Below are 19,334 nucleotides of genomic sequence, written 5' to 3'. Positions count from 1 at the left end.
TATAGAATGATTAAAATAAAAAAGTGATTCGAGAAATAAGATTCTTTATATGAAATGCGTTAATAATAATTGATAGCTTTTTAAAGAAGATATACATATCTCTGTCAACTTAGTATAGAGAAATAACCAAATTACAATAGTTTTTCCTGTTGGTAAAAATATAGAGGTGAGTAAATGGGAAATTATACTTCTTCAATCTTATATGATGTTGAGCCTTGTAAAAGTTCTGAACAGAATTGTATTGATGATGTAATTGCTACGTTAGCTAATTGGTTTAAGCGTAAACATTATTTAATGTACGCTAGATTATGGGATTTTGGTTTTTCTCCTGTCGATAATGGAAATCTAGGGGATGGTTTATATACAGAGTCTGGTTATTTTGTAAGTGATTTAGAAAAATATCATGGTATAAAAAGTACTATATTTGATACAGATTCATCCGATGAAGGATTTGAAATTATATTAGAACAATTATACTCGGGATTTCCTGTGGTGGTAACCATGAATGCATACTGGCTTCCTTGGGATGAGAATTATCTAAAAAATCATATTGTTCATTCATTTGTTATTGTAGGATATGAGCCCGAAGAAGACTGTTTCATTATTACCGATCCATATTTTATGGTTAAAAATGCACAACTTTCAACAGAACTTTTTCATAAGGGTTATCAAAAAGTAAGTACTTTAAAAGTTACTGAAGATGAAATCACAGACATACAATCAATTACAACCGATTTGTCAAATTGGATAAAACATATAAAAGATGAAAAACATATTTTTTCACAAATGCACCTTTTTGCTACGAAACTAATAAGTAGGTTTGATTTAAATAAAGAGACAGATGGATATTTAGACTTTAATGATGTTCCGTTATTCTCACATTTAGGTCAAGTTGTAGATGGCCGAGTGAAGTTTTCAAAAATGCTTTCGTTTCTTGGTGAGCGTTATCACTCGGACTTCCAAACTATCGCTGAATCTATGAAGACAGCAGCTGCCAATTGGGGAGTAATTCGTGGATCATTGATAAAAATGCACTTAACAAAATCAGTAACTAAAGAAGGAATAGTAAACATTTCAGATAAAATTCACCATGCTGCAGAATACGAGCAAAATTTAGCTGAACAAATAATGACATTTCTTTTTTCTGTTATAAAAGGTAATACAAAGAATGTAATCATAGATTCTTCGCCATCGATAGAAGAGACTACTAATTATGTAAAACCACTCGATAATATGGAGAGAAAGCTAGTTGATATATGGAAAGAAGTTATAGGTAATCCTTGTATTGGTGTGGAGGATAATTTTTTCGCACTTGGTGGTCATTCCCTTCATGCTACTGTAATCAACGCCAAAATATGGAAAGAATTTAATGTGCAATTATCATTAGCAAATCTTTTTGAGTATCCAACAATAAGAACTTTAAGTCATTTTATTAAAAATTCAAAAGAAAATAGGTTGCAAGAGATAGAAATAGTACCGGAATCTGAGGTATACCCGGTTTCATCGACTCAAAAAAGAATGATGTTACTACAAGAGATGGATGGGGTACAGATGACATACAATGTACCAAGTTGTTTTATTCTTAAAGGAACGGTGGATCGGAAAAGAATAGAATTAGTCTTTGAAAAGCTTATTAAACGCCATGAAATACTCAGAACACAGTTTGAGTGGCAGGGGGATCAATTAGTACAGAGAGTATTAGAACAGGTAACATTTGAGCTAGAAATGATAAAGAGAGATTATAAAGAATGGTTGCAACCATTTAATCTTTCTAAGGTCCCGTTAATGCGGGCTGGACTAAAGGAGCTAAAAGATAATAGTTATTTACTTGTAATTGACCTTCATCACATCATAACAGATGGCGTGTCTTTAAGTATCTTTATGCATGATTTTAAGGCCTTATATGCTGGGGAAACATTGCCGGAAAATCGTTTGCAATATAAAGATTATGCTGTGTGGGAACAAAAATTATTATCTTCTAAAGAATTTGATATCCATGAGAAATACTGGGAAGAATTATTCTCAGGGGATATACCAGTTCTTGAATTACCATATGATCGAGGTCGGCCACCTGTAAAGAGTTTTGAGGGTGAACAATATAATTTCCAAGTAAACAAGGAAATTACTCGGAAAATAAAAAAAATAGCACTAGAAACTGATACGACACCTTTTATGTTACTTATGGCTACCTTCACTATTTTTCTGTACAAGCATGGGGAACAAAAGGATGTCATTATAGGATCACCAGTTGCAGGTAGGCCACATGCTGATCTGTTACCTCTTATGGGGTTGTTTGTAAATACAATTGCATTACGTTATCAAATAAATCCAGATCAATCTTTTATTAATCACTTGAAAAAAGTGAAAAACGATACGTTAGAAGCTTTCGAACATCAGGTGTATCCATTTGATCAGTTAGTGGAAAAATTAGATCTTTCTAGAGATTTAAGCCGAAGTGCTTTATTTGATGTCATGTTTGTATTACAAAATTCGGATGAAAAACATACAGTTGTGGATGGATTAGAAATTAGCACGGAAACAAACACAGATACACTAACAAGTAAGTTTGATTTAACTCTTATTGCTGAAGAAAATAAAGATATATATGAATTCACTTTTGAATATGCTACATCTTTATTTGATAAATCAACAATAGTAGAATTTGGACGGCGATTTAACCTTCTATTAGAAGAAATAACAACTCATCCTAATGTTAGTCTAAAAGATATTCAAATGTTAACAAGTGAGGAAAAAGAACTTGTTTTATCTGCGACTCAGGAGAAAGAAAAAATAAAAATAGAGACTGATTTTAATTGGGATATAGGTTAATTGATTTCCCAGGTCTCAGAAGGAGTAATTACATGGATAATCATGAAAAAATACGTCAATACATTAAAAAAAATCTTATTATTTTTAATGCAGAGGAAACTATTGTTGCTAATGATGACAACATATTTGAAAAAGGTTATGTAAATTCGCTCTTTGCTATGCAAATGTTAAATTTCATAGAAACGGAGTTTGATATAGTAGTAGATAATGATGAACTTGATATTATTAACTTTTCTACTATTAATAATATGGTTGATCTAATTAACAAAAAGAAGAATGGGAATTTCACAGTATGAGTAATGCAGAAGAGATTCTGGGAGTAGTTGATGAGTTTGCGGAAAAGAAGCTTCGGCCTCGAGCAAGTGAGTTTGAAAGTAATGAAGAGCTTCCCTATGATGTGATACAAGAAATCTCAAGTTATGGTGTATTGGGTGCAACGATACCAAAAGAATATGGTGGGCTTTCTCTTGATTCTTTAGATTATGGTCGTCTTACTGAAATCATTGGTAAAGCTTGTAATTCGGTTCGTGAATTACTTACAGTTCATGTATCTTTAGTAGGGGAGTCAATTAAAAGGTGGGGGACTGAAGAGCAAAAGAGAAAATGGTTACCTGAGATGGCAAAGGGGAACCAATTATTTTCATTTGCCCTAACTGAGCCAGAGGTTGGTTCTGATGCAAAAGCTGTTGGAACTTCCTATAAACAAGTTAATGATCATTTTATTCTTAATGGGCACAAAAAATGGATTTCTTTTGCTGACATTGCGGATTGTTTTTTAGTTTTTGCGTCTAGTGAGGGAAAAGTTAGCGCTTTTATTGTTGAACGGTCAATGACGGGTGTTTCTACAAATAAAATGAGTAAACTGTTAGCAAGTAATTCCTCGCATATAGCTGAGATTCATTTGCAAGATGTAAAGGTACCAGCTGAAAATTTGTTAGGACCAATTGGGGGTGGATGGAGTTATGTAGTTAACACAGCTCTTGATCATGGTAGATATAGTATTGCCTGGGCGGGAGTAGCCATTGCTCAAGAAGCACTAGAAGCAATGGTAGCTTATTCAAGAAGAAGAAAACAAGGAAATAAATATATATGTGAATATGAAGCAATTCAAACAATTTTAGCAGAAGCAAGTGTAAATATAAAAGCAGCTCGTTCGTTATGCCAAGAGGCTGGGAAAAAGCGTCAGGATAGACATACTGATGCTGTAATTGAAACAACCATTGCAAAATATTTTGCCTCAAAGATGGCTATGAAGGTAGCCACAAACGCTGTCCAAGTGTTTGGTGGAAACGGGTTTTCAAGAGAATATCCTGTTGAGCGTTTATTTAGGGAAGCAAAGGTTTTAGAAATTATTGAAGGTACCTCGCAGGTACTTCAGCCAATTATTGCGCAGCATGCACTTCACACTTGTTCTCAAAAGGGAGGACTTTTAAGAATATGATTTATGAATTGGTAAAAGAAAAGGATGAATTCAAACAAATATCTCCACTTCTCGTTGATTATAAGAACCATCCAATACTGAATGGTATAGCTCATGGTTACAATAAGGGACATATTTATGTGGATAATCCTAATAACCCTAGATGTGCACTTGTATGGGCAGAACAAGAAATTTTTTATTTATTAGGTGATCCTACAAGTAATTTTGTTTCAAGTCTACCAACTTTTATTAAAGAAGTAATTGCACCTGAGGCTCAGCAGATAGGGGATGACTTTTTTCAGGTTGAATTATTACCCGAATCAAAATGGAAACAGGTTGTCGAGGAACAATTGCAAATGTTTATTCCTAAACCTTACACTCGAGTAACATTTACTTTTGATCCGGAGTCTTATAATAAGTTATCTAAACCTAATATGCCTGATGAGGTAACGGTGGAACGAATTACAATCGACATGCTATCAGATAAAAAGTTCGCAATGGTACGGGATGATATTGTTGATTTTTGGGAGTCAACTCAGGATTTCATCCGAAATGGATTTGGTTATGTAGTAATGGTACATGAACAAGTTGTAACTAGTTGCTTATCGGTTTTTGCAACAGATACTGATGTGGAAATTGGAATTAATACTTATGATTTATTCCAGCGAGGTAAAGGGTATGCTTGGTTGGCTGCAAGAGCATTCTTGGATGACTGTTTAAAACAAGGAAGAACACCACATTGGAAGACAGAGGATTTTCGTATTCCATCTATTAAACTAGCGGGGAAAGTTGGATTCACAAATCTTCAAACCTATACAGCTTATGTGTTTCCTTATAACGAATTAGATAATTTCGTTTTTACCGCATACCATCAACTAAGATACTATTCAGATTTTAATAAAGCTAGTGAGTTTGTACAAAAAGCTCGTACTATAGGAGATTTAAATGCATGGCATCATTTTTTACTTTCATGTGGTTATTCATTAATTGATAGAATCGATCTTTCGTTAAAGCATATGAATCTTGCACTGGATTTAGGATGGAATGATGTATCAGATATTCGCTATATAGTTGATTTAGTGAATTTAAGAAAAACTGAAGAGGGACGAGCTTTATTAGATAGAGTTGAAGATAGCTTAAGATGAAAAAAAGGGAGATAAAAAGATGAATATTGTATTTATGTTTCCTGGCGTAGGATCCCATTATTCTGGAATGGGTAAGTACCTTTATGAAAACTTCCCTGTAGCACGTGAGATATTTGAAGAAGCAAGTGACACTCTAAAAATAGACATGGCTTCCCTTTGTATGGAGAAGATATACAAAGATGACCTTGAAAAGTTACAAAATTCACAGACTGCTTTAGTAACAACTAGCATGGCAGCTTTTCGAGTTTTTGAACAGGAAATAGGCAATAAACCAGAGGCAATGATTGGATATTCTTTGGGAGAATATACAGCTCTATGTGCTTCTGGAGCAATTGCATTTTCAGATACCTTAAAATTAGTACAAGAACGTAGTACGATTTTGAGTAGCTATGCATTGACTATAGATGGAACTATGGCATGGGTTAACAATCTTGCTCCAGAAATTGTTGAAGGTATTTGTTCAGAATTGTTAACCAAGGGACAGGAAGTATATATATCGGCTTATGACACTCCAAATAAAACATCAATTTCTGGTACAAACTCTGCGGTTCAGTTAGCTTGTGAAATGGTAGTAGAGCATGGGGGAATTGCAATCCCCCTTAAATTAAGTGGGCCATTTCATTCTCCTATGATGCAACCTGCTGCTGAAAAATATAAGAGTGTACTAGAAAATATAGATATGAAACAGCCATTAGTACCTGTCATAGCGAATCATGATAGTTCAATGTATAAAGGTGTAGAAAATATAAGAGAAAACCTTTACTTACAATTAATAAAGCCTGTGAAATGGTTGGACATGATTCACTATCAAATGAATCAAGGGTCTATGAAAGCTATTGAAATGGGACCAAAGGAAGTCTTGAAGTATCTTCTGCAAGCTATTAACCCTGCTATATCGACATTTAATTATGAAAGGGAGAAAGATATCCTAAATACAAAAAATTCTTTTACATTACAAGAATCTGATTATGAAGAAGTTATATCAGGGTGTTTAACTGTAGTTGTAAGTACAAAAAATTATAATACAGATTTAAGTGATTATCAGAAAAAGGTAGTACTCCCATTTCAAAAGGTCCAAAGTCAATTGGAAGAAAAAATTAATTCGGGGTATTCAGTGGAGAAAAGTGATGTAGAAGAAGCAATCCAAATGATGAAAACAGCACTTACTGAAAAACAGATTAAAGAGAGAGAACAAAAACGTTACCAGCAAAGAGTTCTTCAATGTAAAAGTTTTTAGATATAAATTATAAATATATTAAGGGAGCGATGGTGGATAAATGTTCAAGAAAATTGGTATTGTAGGTGCTGGAACAATGGGGATCGGCATGGCAGTAGATTTAATGCTGCATGGTCTAGAAACGGTATTAATTGATGTTACAGAAGAGCAGTTAGAAATAGCGGAAGAGAAAATATTAGAGACAGTTCGCTTTGCTCCTCTAATTAATAAAGCATTTCCTAGAATGCATAAGGAAGAAGTACTTTCGTTAATAAGTAGCTCTACTAATCTTGATGAAGTGGCTGAATGTGATTATATAGTAGAAAATGTTCCAGAAAACTGGCAAATTAAAGAGCCGATCTATAGAAGATTAGATGAGATATGTAAAAAGGATACAATTTTTGGAGTCAATACGTCTTGTATCTCAATAACAAAAGTAGGAGGAGTAACAAAGCGTCCAGATAAAATAATAGGAATGCATTTTATGAATCCGGTATATATGAAACCATCTATAGAAGTTATTAGAGGGTATTTAACTTCAGATGAAACGGTCGAAAAAGCTCAATCTTTCCTCAAACAATTAGATAAAGATGCAATTGTGGTTAATGATCAGACTGGGTTTGTTTCTAACCGTATCTCCCACTTATTCATGAATGAATCGGCTTGGGTTGTAATGGATGGTGTAGCAACGCCTAAACAGGTAGACGATATATTTAAAAAATGCTTTGGACATACAATGGGTCCATTAGAAACAGCAGATTTAATTGGGTTAGATACAGTAGTACATTCTTTGAATGTACTTTATGAGGAATATCAAGATCCAAAGTTTAGATGTTGTCCATTACTTAAAAAGATGGTGGATGCAGGTGAATGTGGTAGAAAGAGTGGTAAAGGTTTTTACGCTTATTAAAATTAAAAATTACAAATAGGGGTGTATAAAATGCAAGATAAAAATTTAGAACAAATTATTCATATGTATATTCAAGATCATGTAGGTATTGAATTTAATGATGATACTGAGATTTTTGAAGAAGGATTAGTTAATTCTTTATTTGCAATCCAATTGATGACTTTTCTTGAAAAAGAATTTGCCATAAAGGTAACTATGGATGACTTAGATATGGATAACTATAAGTCTGTAAATTCTATTGGTAATTTTATAAGAAATAAGCAAATGGTTCGGTAATGGACATGAAACAATACTTAGAGCCATCTCAATATAAAATGTATCAGAATTTTTTGGATTTTGTTTATGAAAATATAGAACCTTACGCTAATAGTTGGGAGATTGAACAGGGCATTCCATCAGACATAATAAAGACTTGTGCTAAAAATGGTTATTTAGGTGGAACACTTCCAGCAGAGTATGGTGGATTAGAATGGGATTATGTAACGTATGGGTTATTTACTGAAGCAATAGCAAGAGGTAGTGTCTCTCTTTCGGGATTATTTAATGTCCATACGATGGTAACAGAAACGATTTTAAAATGGGGAACAGAAAATCAAAAAAATCAGTGGTTACCATTACTTGCATCTGGTAATCAAATAGCTGCATTAGCCCTTACTGAACCTGGAGCAGGATCAGATTTAAATATGATTAAAACGAACTTCGATCAACACGGGGATAAATTAATACTTAATGGAGTGAAGAAGTGGATCACTTTTGGTGCAGCTGCTGATGTGTTTTTGGTATTTGGAAAACTAAATGGTGAACAACCAGTTGCCTGTTTAGTACCAAAAGATAGTGCGGGTGTAAATGTTACTCATATAAGAGACATGCTTGGATTTAAAGCTGCATATTTGGCAGAAATTGAATTCAATAATGTAGAAATACCTTTAGAAAATATCATTGGTAGACCAGGATTTGCTTTTACTTACCTTGCACCGTATGCTTTAGAATTTGGGCGTATTTCAATTGCCTTTGCTGCTCTTGGTGTATTACGTACTTGTTTAGAAATCTGTGGGAATCATGTATTACATAGAAGTGCATTTGGTAACTCTCTAATTGATCATGGCATGATTTCACATATGATTACGGATATGGGAGTAGATTTAGAAGCTTCTATACTCCTTAGTTTAGAAGCTTGTAAGGCCAAAAATGAACATCGAGCTGATGCTACTGAAAAGATTATGATTGCAAAATATTTTGCATCGCGCTCAGGTACAAGGCATTCAACGAATGCTGTACAGATTATGGGAGCACTTGGTTGTAATGATAATTATTCAATATCAAGGTGCTTTAGAGATTCCAAAACAATGGAGATCGTTGAGGGGAGTAATCAGATTCATCAGCTATTACTTGGTAAGGGATTTGCTAAAAAAGCGAAACGTGCCATTGAAAAAATACCTGTAACTAAAGGAGTGATACAACCCGGATGAGTACATGTATACAAAAGCTGTTTGAAGAACAAGTAGTCCGTACGCCAGATGAGGTTGCTGTTATCTTTAAAAAAGAAACATTAACCTATAAGGAATTAAATGAAAAAAGTAACCAATTAGCTCGTCTTTTACGTGAAGGTGGAGTTGGTCCAGATACAGTTGTAGGTATTATGGTAGAGCGATCTATCGAAATGGTTGTCGGAATTTTCGGGATATTGAAAGCGGGCGGAGCATATCTTCCGCTTTCCCCGAATCATCCATCATCACGATTACAATTCATTATAGAAGATAGCGGTGCTAAATTAATACTGACGCAAAAGCAAATCCTACATCGTTTTCAAGATAGTTTGAAGGCTGATATGTTGGCTTTAGATTCGATTTCCTATGAAGGAAAGAGTGAAAATCTAGAGTGTATTAACAAACCCTCTGATCTTGTGTACGTAATATACACTTCCGGTTCAACTGGGAAACCTAAGGGTGTTATGATTGAGCATTCGGCCTTAATAAATCGAATTGAGTGGATGCAAGAGGCTTATCCAATTAGTTCAAAGGATACTATATTACAAAAGACCCCTTATACATTTGATGTATCCGTATGGGAGATGTTCTGGTGGGCCATAGTTGGAGCCAAAGTATGTATTCTTGCGCCGGGGATGGAGAAGTTTCCACAGGCTATTATTGAGACAACTGAAAGTAATGACGTGACAATTATGCATTTTGTACCATCTATGTTAAGTGCATTTTTACACTATCTTGATGTGACAGGTGAAACTAACCGAATAAAATCGTTGAAACAAGTATTTGTTAGTGGTGAGGCACTACTGTCTCAACATGTAAACCGTTTTAATAAGTTGCTAAATTTCTCTAATGGTACACTTCTTACTAATCTGTACGGACCTACTGAAGCAACCATTGATGTGACTGCTTATGATTGTCCGACACATGAGATTACAGAAGGGAGCGTTCCAATAGGGCGACCAATTAAGAATATTGAGATGTTTGTTGTTGATAAATATGGTAATAAACTTCCGGAAGGCCATATAGGAGAATTATGTATCTCAGGTATAGGATTAGCACGTGGATATGTAAATAGGCCGCAATTAACTGCAGAAAAGTTTGTACAATATTCCCTTGATACCCGTATATATAAAACTGGTGACTTAGCTTTAATAAGATCGGATGGGAATATTGAGTTTCATGGAAGAATTGATTTTCAAGTTAAAGTTAATGGGCTTCGTATTGAGTTAGGGGAAATAGAATCGTGTTTAATGTCTTGTGAAGGAGTTTTACAATGTGCGGTAATTGTAAGACAAGAATCTGAGATGGTAGTTAAGTTAATAGCTTTCTATGAGTCAGAAAATGATATTGAGTTAGAGAAGTTAAAAAAATATCTTCGCTTATTTTTACCAGATTATATGATACCTAACCGTTTTGTACGTGTAAATGAAATGCCATTAACGGATAGCGGAAAGATAGATAGAAAAGCACTTGCCTTATTAGGTTCCGATAAATATTCACACCATACCACACTTGTAGGAGGTTCTGTTAATGAGGAAAGCAGTAAAGATTCATAAAGAAGATATTGAAGATGTAATCGCTCTTACACCAGTGCAGGAAGGTATTCTTTATCATTATTTGAAAGAACCCGAAGGAAAGTTATATCATGAAGAGCTTCGACTTTGCTTAACTGGAAAAATTAATATTCCAAAGTTTGAAGAGGCGTGGAATTATGTGACGCGGGAAAATGAAATGCTGCGTACAATTTTTCGATGGGAAAAAGTTAAACAACCTGTACAACTTATACTAAAAGAGCATACTCCGAACATTATTTATAGTGATGGCAAAGTATCTAATGATACAGAAAGCTTTGATTTACAAACAGTTCCCTTTTCTATCGAACTGTGCCATTTGAACGAAGGCGAATATGAAATGGTTTTACGTCATCATCATATTTTGTTTGATGGTTGGAGTAATGGTATTATTTTACAAGAGTTTATTAAGGTATATCGAGAGTTAATAAAGGGAGATGTACCATCATCTATAAATAAAAAGAAATTTAAAGAATATATACTATGGCAACAAAAACAAGATAAATCAAAACAAAAGCTTTTTTGGGAACAATATTTAAATGAATTAACTGAACAATTAAATTTATCCAATAAAAATTCTAATCAACTAAAAAAAGCAAAAACATATGTAAAAGAGATAGATAAAGAGCAAAGTGATAGATTTCGAAGTTTTGCAAGTAATCAAGGTGTAACATTGGCTACATTATTCTATACAGCCTGGGGTCTATTATTACAAAGGTACAAAAATTCAGAGGACGTAATATTCGGTACAACAGTATCCGGGCGTTCAATTCCAATGCACGGTCTGAATGAAATGGTAGGTTTATTTATAAATACACCACCACTTCGTGTAAGTGCTGATGGGAGAATGACTGTTTCAGATCTTTTACAAAGAATTCAAAGTGATGTCCAAAGAAGAACTGAATATGAAACGACTCCAATTGTTGATTTAAACGTGTCATTTGACACTATTATGGTAGTTGAGAATTATCCTCTTGATATAGAAAAGCTGAAAGAAATTGATGAAAGTGTAAGAATTTCAGGTTATGAAGTAAATGAAATGACCAACTATGATTTAACCGTCTCAATAGAGTGTTTCGATTCTATTAAACTTGCAATGATGTGGCCTGAAGATCTATTTGATGAATCCATTATTACCAGTATAACTAACCATTTTATACAACTATTAGATTCAATGCTTTTAGATGAAGGACAACCAATACAAACTCTTAAGATGTTAGATGAGGCAGAAGAAAAGTTTTTGCTTCAAGGTGGTCAAAATCAAAGTGCTACATTCCCACACACAACACTTCATCAATTAATTGAGATGCAAGCTGAAAAGCATCCTGAGAGAGTGGCACTTACATTTGAGAATAGTGAGATGACTTATGGAGAATTGAATGAGCGTGCGGATAAAGTGGCATTTGCTCTTCTAAAAGAAGGTGTAACTTTAGATTCGCCAGTAGCTGTAATGTTGGATTACTCATTTAATATGATTATCTCTCTACTTGGTATTTTAAAAGCAGGTGGGGCTTATGTTCCAATTGATCCTGATTATCCGCAGGAACGCATTGATTTTATTCTTCAAGATAGTGGTTCAAATGTAATAATAACCTCAAATTTATTTGAGGATAAAGTTAAATTTGATAGCACAATACTTTTTATTGAAGAACTTAATAAGACACCGATGCAAGATTTCGAGAGAGTAGATGTTGCCCCAAATAATTTAGCATATGTCATTTATACTTCTGGAACAACAGGACGTCCTAAAGGGGTTATGATTGAACATAGTAATGTAATACAACTTGTCATGCATCAACCAAATAGTTTTAAATTCTCTAGTAATGATGTGTGGTTACTATTTCATTCTTTCTGTTTTGATATGTCAGTTTGGGAGATATTTGGATCACTTACTTATGGTGGACGTCTTGTCCTGGCAACAAAAGAAACAATCCGTGATACGTATAAACTTGCTCAGTTGATTGCAGATGAGGGAGTAACGGTATTGAATCAAACTCCATCTGCATTCTATGTTTTTCAACAAGTAGTTGAAGAGATGCCTAAACTTGCTTTTAAAATTAGGTTAATTACATTTGGGGGGGAAATGCTGAAGCCAGGTTTACTGCAAAGTTGGTTTAAGCGTTCACCTAATACGGTCATAGTAAATATGTATGGAATAACTGAGACAACAGTACATGTTACTTATAAGGAAATTGGAGAAAAAGAAATGCACAGTAATCTTAGTGCTATAGGCGTGCCTCTTCCTACGTATTCGTGCTATGTATTTGACAAACATATGAATCCTACACCTAAGGGAATGCAAGGGGAACTTTATGTTGGAGGGTATGGAGTTGCGCGGGGATATCTAAATCGTCCTGAACTAAACAGTGAACGTTTTATACAGAATCCTTATAATCCAAGTGAAAGATTATATAGATCAGGAGATTTAGTCCGTATTCTTGAAAATGGCGAAATGGAGTATATAGGTCGTAGTGATCATCAAGTGAAGATACGTGGTTATCGAATTGAAACAGGAGAAATAGAACATCATTTACAACAGCATGCGGATGTGAAGGAAGCGGTAGTTTTATCTATTGCTTTTGGAGAGGAACAAGAACTGTGTGCTTATATACTAACTGATCAAGATATATCTCAAAATGAATTACGTTATTATCTTACTGACAAAATACCTTCGTATATGATACCTATGTATTTTGTACTTTTAAGTGAAATGCCATTAACTACGAATGGAAAAGTTAATCGTCGTGCTTTACCTAAGCCTACTAAGTTAGTACAACCAAATGATTTACTAGATGAGCTTGAAACAACGGTAGCTGATGTTTGGAAGGAAGTTTTGGGGGTAGAAAAAGTAGGGTTGTATGATAATTTCTTTGATGTTGGAGGGAACTCCTTAAAAATGGTTCGATTGTTCTCTCGTTTACGAAGCAAGTTTGAAAAAGAACTTACAATGCCTATGTTATTCCGATACCCAACGGTTCATGATCAAGCTTCCTATTTTAGAAGTGATAATGCTATGGAACACCAACCTGAAGAAGTTAAGAAAGAAAATCTTTTATCTATGAATAAAAATGATGTAGCAGTGGTTGGTATGGCGGTTCGTATGCCAGGCGCTTCTAATCTTAAGCAATTCTGGTCAAATTTAGAACAAGGGATAGAATCCATTCGTACATTTACAGATGAAGAACTTAGTGAGATGGGCATACCAAAAGAAGTGATTCAAAAACCTAATTATATAAAATCTAAAGGGTATTTAGAAGATGTAGATGCATTTGATAATGAATTTTTTGATTACAGTCTAAAAGAAGCTGAAATGATGGATCCACAACTGCGAATACTTCATGAATGCGCATGGGAAGCACTAGAACAAGCAGGTGAGGTTAATTCTTCTCATATGGATACAGGAGTTTATGTTGGAGGATCACCAAATTTCCACTGGCTTCGTTCTATTGCTAGTGAATCTTCTAATACATTAGAAGATTTCCAAGCAATGTTGTTAAACGAAAAAGATTTCTTTGCTACTCGATTGGCTTATAAATTAAATCTAAAAGGACCAGCGATTACAGTACAAACAGCTTGTTCTACCTCCTTAGTTGCTATTCAAAACGCATGGGCAGATCTTATCGATGGACGATGCGACATAGCCTTGGCCGGGGGAGTAAGTATAACTTATCCAACAAAAACAGGATATTTATATGAAGATGGTATGATTTTCTCACCAGATGGTCATTGTCGAGCTTTTGATAAGGATGCTCAAGGAACAGTGGGTGGAAATGGTGCTGGTATTGTAGTACTGAAAAGGTTAGAGGACGCTCTTCGAGATGGGAATTTAATACATGGAGTTATTAAGGGAGCTGCAGTAAACAATGATGGATCCAATAAGGCTGGATTTACAGCGCCAGGGGTTGATGGACAAGCTGCTGTTATAAAATCGGCTCATGAAATAGCTGGCGTTAAGCCTGAAGAAATCTCATATATAGAAACTCATGGTACTGGTACGCAACTAGGTGATCCTATAGAAGTAGAAGCATTGAAGTTAGCTTTTGGTAAGCAAGAACCAGGTAGAGTTTTAATTGGATCAGTGAAGACGAACATTGGACATTTAGATGCTGCAGCAGGAGTTGGAGGATTTATAAAGACGGTCTTAGCTTTGAAAAACAAGAAAATTCCGGCGAGCCTTCATTATAATAACCCAAACCCTAGCATTGATTTTGGAAAAAATCCGTTTCGTGTAAATACGGAACTTATCCCATGGAAAGAAGAAGTAAGAAGAGCGGGTGTTAGTTCGTTTGGGATGGGTGGAACTAATGCACATATAGTGTTAGAGTCTGTTCCTGACAATGCTAAGAATTTTGAAAAACAATCTTGGAACTTATTAACTGTTTCAGCAAAAACAGAGGAATCCTTAGATAAAGCTACTAACGATCTATTATTGCATTTGAAGGAGAATCCAGAGATATCACTATCTGATACAGCTTATACATTACAAAAAGGTCGTCGTGAATTTCCATACAGAACTGCTGTAGTTGCTAATGGAATAGAGGATGCCATAGAAAAACTTGGTGATACGGGACTAGAGAAAACAAACGCAATGGAGAGTAGACCTTTAGCCTTTCTTTTTTCAGGTCAAGGATCACAGTATATCAATATGGGTAGAGATTTATATGAAAATGAACCTGTATTTCGTGAACACGTTGATCAAGGTTTAGCCTTACTCTCAAATTGGTTAGATATAGACATGAAAAATATTTTGTATCCTACAAAGGAGACAGAGGATAAAGCAACTGAACAGTTAAATAGAACTTCAATGACGCAACCTCTACTATTCACTATTGAATATGCATTAGCCAAGCTTCTAATGAATTGGGGAGTTTATCCAAGGGTCATGTTTGGCCATAGTATTGGTGAGTTTGTAGCAGCTTGTTTAGCAGAAGTAATGTCTTATGAAGATGCATTACATTTAGTAATGATTAGAGGGAAGTTAATGAATAGCGTACCAGAAGGCGCTATGCTAAGTGTAAATTTATCTGTTGAAGAATTAAAAACCTATATAACAGATGATGTAGATATAGCAGCTGTAAATTCCTCTCAACATTCAGTAATTTCTGGTACTGTACTTTCAATCAATAAGATTGAGGAATTACTTTTAAATCATGGAGTAAAGACAACGCATCTATTTACTTCGCATGCTTTCCATTCTCGAATGATGGATGAAGTTCTAGATGCATTTGAGCAAGCTGTAGGAAATATAAAATTATCAAGTCCTAAAATACCTTATATATCTAATGTTACAGGTGAAATGATTACAGCAAATCAAGCCACATCACCTTCTTATTGGGCACAGCATCTACGAAGTACTGTTCAATTTTCAAAGGGATTATCTGAAATTTTTCATTTGAAAAATGTAATTTGCCTTGAGATTGGACCAGGTAATGCATTATCAACTTTTGTATTAAAACATTTAAATAGAAGTAAAGATCAATTGGCTTTAAACATGTTACGTCATCCTCTGGATAAATCAAATGACTTCGAGCATTTATGCAAGCAAATGGGACGGTTATGGATGCAAGGTGGAACTATAAATTGGAATACTTTTAATAACAGTGAGAATAAAAGGTTATTAGATTTACCAACGTATCCTTTCATGAAAAAACGATTTAAAGCTGATCCATTTTTTAATACTCAATCTCAGAGTTTAACTCAGGAAACAAGAGGCCATAATAAACAGGCTAATATTAAAGACTGGTTTTATTTGCCTTCTTGGGAACGCAAAACATTAAAATCTATACAAATAAAGAAAGAACAAAAATATAAATGGCTTATTTTCAATGATCAACTAAATCGATTCAATCGACTGATAGAAAAATTAAAAAGAGAAGGTCATGATGTAATTGAAGTTAAAACAGGTGGTATTTTCTCTGAAAAATCCGACGGTTTATATACGATATGTCCATCTCAAAAAATGCATTATGAAATGCTATTTTCAGAATTAGAACAAAAAGATTTATTACCAAATAAGATTATACATGCTTGGAGCTTTAATCCAGTTAATGAGGTTATTCTCGATCAAGAGAGAATTGAACGATCAATGGATGAAGGATATTATTCGTTACTTTATATTGCACAAGCAATTGGGAAAATTGATTATGAGGGAGCATTACAGTTAAACATTTTTACTGACCGTATGTTTGAAGTTACAGGTACAGAGCTGAACTTAAAGCCAGAGCAAGCTACAATTCTAGGCTTTTCAAAAATATGCAATCTTGAGTTTCAAAATATAAAATGTCGTACCATTGATATGGATACAGATTCTCAACAAATGTTTGAAGAAGCGGGTTTAATGGAGAGTTTTGTGGATTCTACTGATATAGTTGTAGCTTATCGAGGACGTCATCGATGGGCGCAAACGATTATTCAAAGTCCTTTTGAGGAAGAAGATGTAGAAATTGATAGATTACGAGAGGGTGGCGTTTATTTAATTACTGGTGGACTTGGTGGAATTGGATTTGAAATTGCAAAAGATTTAGCTAATAGAGTACCAAATGTCAAACTTATATTGATTGGCCGCTCAGAGTTCCCACCTCGTAATCAATGGGAACAGTACTTAGAAAATAAAGACGAGCGTGTAAGCCGAGTTATTTCTGATTTGTTGACAATGGAGTCTCAAGGTGCAGAATACATGATCCTAAGTTCTGATGTTTCCAATCAAGATGATATGAAACAGGCAATTGATAAGGCTAAATCTCGTTTTGGTTCTATTAATGGCGTAATTCATGCAGCAGGTGTCGCTGATTATCTAGGTATTATGATGAATCGTGAAAAAGAATCTAATAATAAAATTTTAGCTCCGAAAATTAAAGGTACACTAGTACTCGATGCTTTATTAAAAGATGAACCAATTGATTTCTTCGTATTATGTTCATCAATTGGTAATGTGGCGTATCATATGAAATTTGGTCAGAGTGGTTATAATGCAGCGAATGAATTTTTAGATGCATTTGCGTTTTATAAGCGGGCTCATGATGGAGTGTTCACTGTAGCTATTAATTGGCCAGATTGGCAAGAGGTGGGTATGTCACTTAAGTCGGCTGAAATATGGGCAAAGCAATTTAATATGGATATGGAAAGTGTATTACATGATGGTGTAACTGTAGAAGAGGGTTTAAAAGTATTCCGTAGTATCATCAATAGAAATCAACAACAAGTCGTGGTTTCTCCAATAGATTTACATTGGAAACTTTTAAATGGTGCCAACTATTATAATGAACTATTGGAAAAAGGAAGTAAGAATAGATTAAAGCAGAATCGTTCAGATGTTTCCACAACGTATAGACCACCAACTAATGAAATTGAACAACAATTATATGAATTATTAAAAGATATGTTTGGAATCGAAGAAATAGGAATTTACGATAATTTCTTCGATCTAGGAATGAGTTCTTTAGATCTTGTTCGTATTAATGTGAAATTAAAAGAGGCCTTTAAACGAGACTTACCTATAGTTGTTCTTTATGAGCATACGTCAATTAAATCTCTTGCTAAATATTTAAGTAATCAAGAAGTAAATAACAATTTAACAAATAAAAAAGAGTTATTGAAAGCGAAATCGGTTATGAAAAATACATTATCTGCTTTAAAAAGTAGAAAGTAGTAAAGGGAGGGGAACAACATGATTAATAAAGAAGTAGTTCCGTCAAAAGTTGAGTTTTGCTGGGGATTACCTGTTATTCCAACACCACAAACAAAAGAACTTCTAGAGGAATATGTTAATCAAGCTAAAAGAGCTGAGAAGAATAACTTTGACTCGGTATTGGTTTCCATTGCACCAACATCTGTTGATCCGATGATAGCAGCGTCTATGATTGGAATGAATACGGAGTTTGTAAAGATTTTGGTTGCGCAAAATACAAACCAGATGCTTCCTACCGTAACAGCAAAAGCATTGAATACTTTAAATAGTTTAATTGGTAATCGTGCAGATATTAACATTGTAACTGGAAGTGCCTCGCTTGTCCTTGCGCGTGATGGATTACCAGAACCGCACCATGTTCGATATGCTAGGACAAAAGAATATATTGAGCTGTTACAACAATTAAGACGAGGAGTAACTAGCTATAAAGGTGAGTTTTATCAAGTAGAAAATAGTGATATTTATCCAAAGGAAGATCTATCTCGAAGTGCCCGCTACTTTGTAGCGGGGTCCTCCGAGGAGGCAATGAGAGTAGCTGCAGAGTATGGTGATGCTTATATACTTTATGCAACAGATCGCAAAAGTCTTAGAGAACACTATCAAACAGTTAATAATTACGCTAAGCAATATGGGCGCGAGAAAATTCCATGTGCTATTTTAGTAGACATCATTGCTCGTGAGACTTCGGAAGAAGCATATGAAGAAGCATATGAATTACTTGAGAGAACACCAGCAGCCTTAAAGCGGATGACTAAGCTATTTTTAGATAATGCAGATTCTGTTGGACTTCGCCGATACAAAGATTTAATTACAAAAGATAGTATGTGGATAGATGATCATCTTTGGGGAGGTCTAAGTTTAGTTAACCCATCTAATTCAATTTCTATTGTTGGTAGCTATGAGGAAGTCATCTCGACGTTAACTGATTTTTGGGAAATAGGGGCAAATTATTTTCTTATTACTTCTCAGATTAGTGAGCATGAAATTGAACGTATTGGTCAAAATGTTGTGCAACCATTTAAAAAGAAAATTGAAAAGTTAATCCAAGTTAACTAAAAGAGGGCTAAAA

11 protein-coding genes are annotated in these 19,334 nt (G+C 34.5%); all 11 read left to right on the top strand.

Annotation, left to right across the window (positions count from 1 at the left end; all coding sequences use genetic code 11):
- Positions 1 to 174 precede the first annotated feature (174 nt).
- The 11 genes from C4S65_RS17335 to C4S65_RS17285 are packed head-to-tail and all read left to right on the top strand — an operon-like array spanning position 175 to position 19,321.
- The gene (locus tag C4S65_RS17335; RefSeq protein ID WP_103945338.1) at positions 175 to 2,829 is read left to right on the top strand and encodes a condensation domain-containing protein; all 2,655 of its coding nucleotides are present in this window, start codon (positions 175 to 177) and stop codon (positions 2,827 to 2,829) included.
- A gap of 32 nt (positions 2,830 to 2,861) precedes the next feature.
- Complete coding sequence (locus C4S65_RS17330; RefSeq protein ID WP_000368639.1) at positions 2,862 to 3,125, top strand: phosphopantetheine-binding protein; 264 nt, start codon at positions 2,862 to 2,864, stop codon at positions 3,123 to 3,125.
- On the top strand, positions 3,122 to 4,270 hold the full coding sequence (locus C4S65_RS17325; RefSeq protein WP_103945337.1) for an acyl-CoA dehydrogenase family protein: 1,149 nt from the start codon (positions 3,122 to 3,124) through the stop codon (positions 4,268 to 4,270). Before C4S65_RS17330 ends, C4S65_RS17325 begins: the two co-directional genes overlap by 4 nt.
- Positions 4,267 to 5,394, top strand: a complete 1,128-nt coding sequence (locus tag C4S65_RS17320) for a GNAT family N-acetyltransferase (RefSeq protein ID WP_103945336.1) — start codon at positions 4,267 to 4,269, stop codon at positions 5,392 to 5,394. Before C4S65_RS17325 ends, C4S65_RS17320 begins: the two co-directional genes overlap by 4 nt.
- Positions 5,395 to 5,413: 19 nt before the next feature.
- Entirely contained in the window at positions 5,414 to 6,631 is a 1,218-nt protein-coding gene (locus C4S65_RS17315) for an ACP S-malonyltransferase (RefSeq protein WP_103945335.1), read from the top strand.
- Positions 6,632 to 6,671: 40 nt separating this feature from the next.
- A complete protein-coding gene (locus C4S65_RS17310) occupies positions 6,672 to 7,520 on the top strand; it encodes a 3-hydroxyacyl-CoA dehydrogenase family protein (protein ID WP_103945334.1) in 849 nt (282 codons plus the stop codon).
- A gap of 30 nt (positions 7,521 to 7,550) precedes the next feature.
- Complete coding sequence (locus C4S65_RS17305; RefSeq protein WP_001152970.1) at positions 7,551 to 7,796, top strand: phosphopantetheine-binding protein; 246 nt, start codon at positions 7,551 to 7,553, stop codon at positions 7,794 to 7,796.
- Positions 7,796 to 8,989: an acyl-CoA dehydrogenase family protein gene (locus tag C4S65_RS17300; RefSeq protein WP_016090574.1), complete on the top strand. Its 1,194-nt coding sequence runs from the start codon at positions 7,796 to 7,798 to the stop codon at positions 8,987 to 8,989. Before C4S65_RS17305 ends, C4S65_RS17300 begins: the two co-directional genes overlap by 1 nt.
- Positions 8,986 to 10,563: a zwittermicin A synthase ZmaJ gene (gene zmaJ, locus C4S65_RS17295; RefSeq protein ID WP_098838457.1), complete on the top strand. Its 1,578-nt coding sequence runs from the start codon at positions 8,986 to 8,988 to the stop codon at positions 10,561 to 10,563. The genes C4S65_RS17300 and zmaJ overlap by 4 nt, the downstream gene beginning before the upstream one ends.
- A complete protein-coding gene (locus C4S65_RS17290) occupies positions 10,538 to 18,226 on the top strand; it encodes a hybrid non-ribosomal peptide synthetase/type I polyketide synthase (protein WP_103945333.1) in 7,689 nt (2,562 codons plus the stop codon). The genes zmaJ and C4S65_RS17290 overlap by 26 nt, the downstream gene beginning before the upstream one ends.
- An 18-nt stretch (positions 18,227 to 18,244) precedes the next feature.
- On the top strand, positions 18,245 to 19,321 hold the full coding sequence (locus tag C4S65_RS17285) for an LLM class flavin-dependent oxidoreductase (RefSeq protein ID WP_000608547.1): 1,077 nt from the start codon (positions 18,245 to 18,247) through the stop codon (positions 19,319 to 19,321).
- Positions 19,322 to 19,334: the final 13 nt, after the last annotated feature.

The sequence above is a fragment of the Bacillus sp. ok061 genome (assembly GCF_900108285.1).
GTDB classification, from domain to species: domain Bacteria; phylum Bacillota; class Bacilli; order Bacillales; family Bacillaceae_G; genus Bacillus_A; species Bacillus_A thuringiensis_S.
Note: the sequence above shows the minus strand (reverse complement) of the source record. Positions and strands in the feature narration are given on the sequence as shown.

Coding starts and splice junctions, on each gene's coding strand:
- C4S65_RS17335 (WP_103945338.1), top strand. CDS start 175: ATGGGAAATTATACTTCTTCAATCTTATATGATGTTGAGCCTTGTAAA.
- C4S65_RS17330 (WP_000368639.1), top strand. CDS start 2,862: ATGGATAATCATGAAAAAATACGTCAATACATTAAAAAAAATCTTATT.
- C4S65_RS17325 (WP_103945337.1), top strand. CDS start 3,122: ATGAGTAATGCAGAAGAGATTCTGGGAGTAGTTGATGAGTTTGCGGAA.
- C4S65_RS17320 (WP_103945336.1), top strand. CDS start 4,267: ATGATTTATGAATTGGTAAAAGAAAAGGATGAATTCAAACAAATATCT.
- C4S65_RS17315 (WP_103945335.1), top strand. CDS start 5,414: ATGAATATTGTATTTATGTTTCCTGGCGTAGGATCCCATTATTCTGGA.
- C4S65_RS17310 (WP_103945334.1), top strand. CDS start 6,672: ATGTTCAAGAAAATTGGTATTGTAGGTGCTGGAACAATGGGGATCGGC.
- C4S65_RS17305 (WP_001152970.1), top strand. CDS start 7,551: ATGCAAGATAAAAATTTAGAACAAATTATTCATATGTATATTCAAGAT.
- C4S65_RS17300 (WP_016090574.1), top strand. CDS start 7,796: ATGGACATGAAACAATACTTAGAGCCATCTCAATATAAAATGTATCAG.
- zmaJ (WP_098838457.1), top strand. CDS start 8,986: ATGAGTACATGTATACAAAAGCTGTTTGAAGAACAAGTAGTCCGTACG.
- C4S65_RS17290 (WP_103945333.1), top strand. CDS start 10,538: ATGAGGAAAGCAGTAAAGATTCATAAAGAAGATATTGAAGATGTAATC.
- C4S65_RS17285 (WP_000608547.1), top strand. CDS start 18,245: ATGATTAATAAAGAAGTAGTTCCGTCAAAAGTTGAGTTTTGCTGGGGA.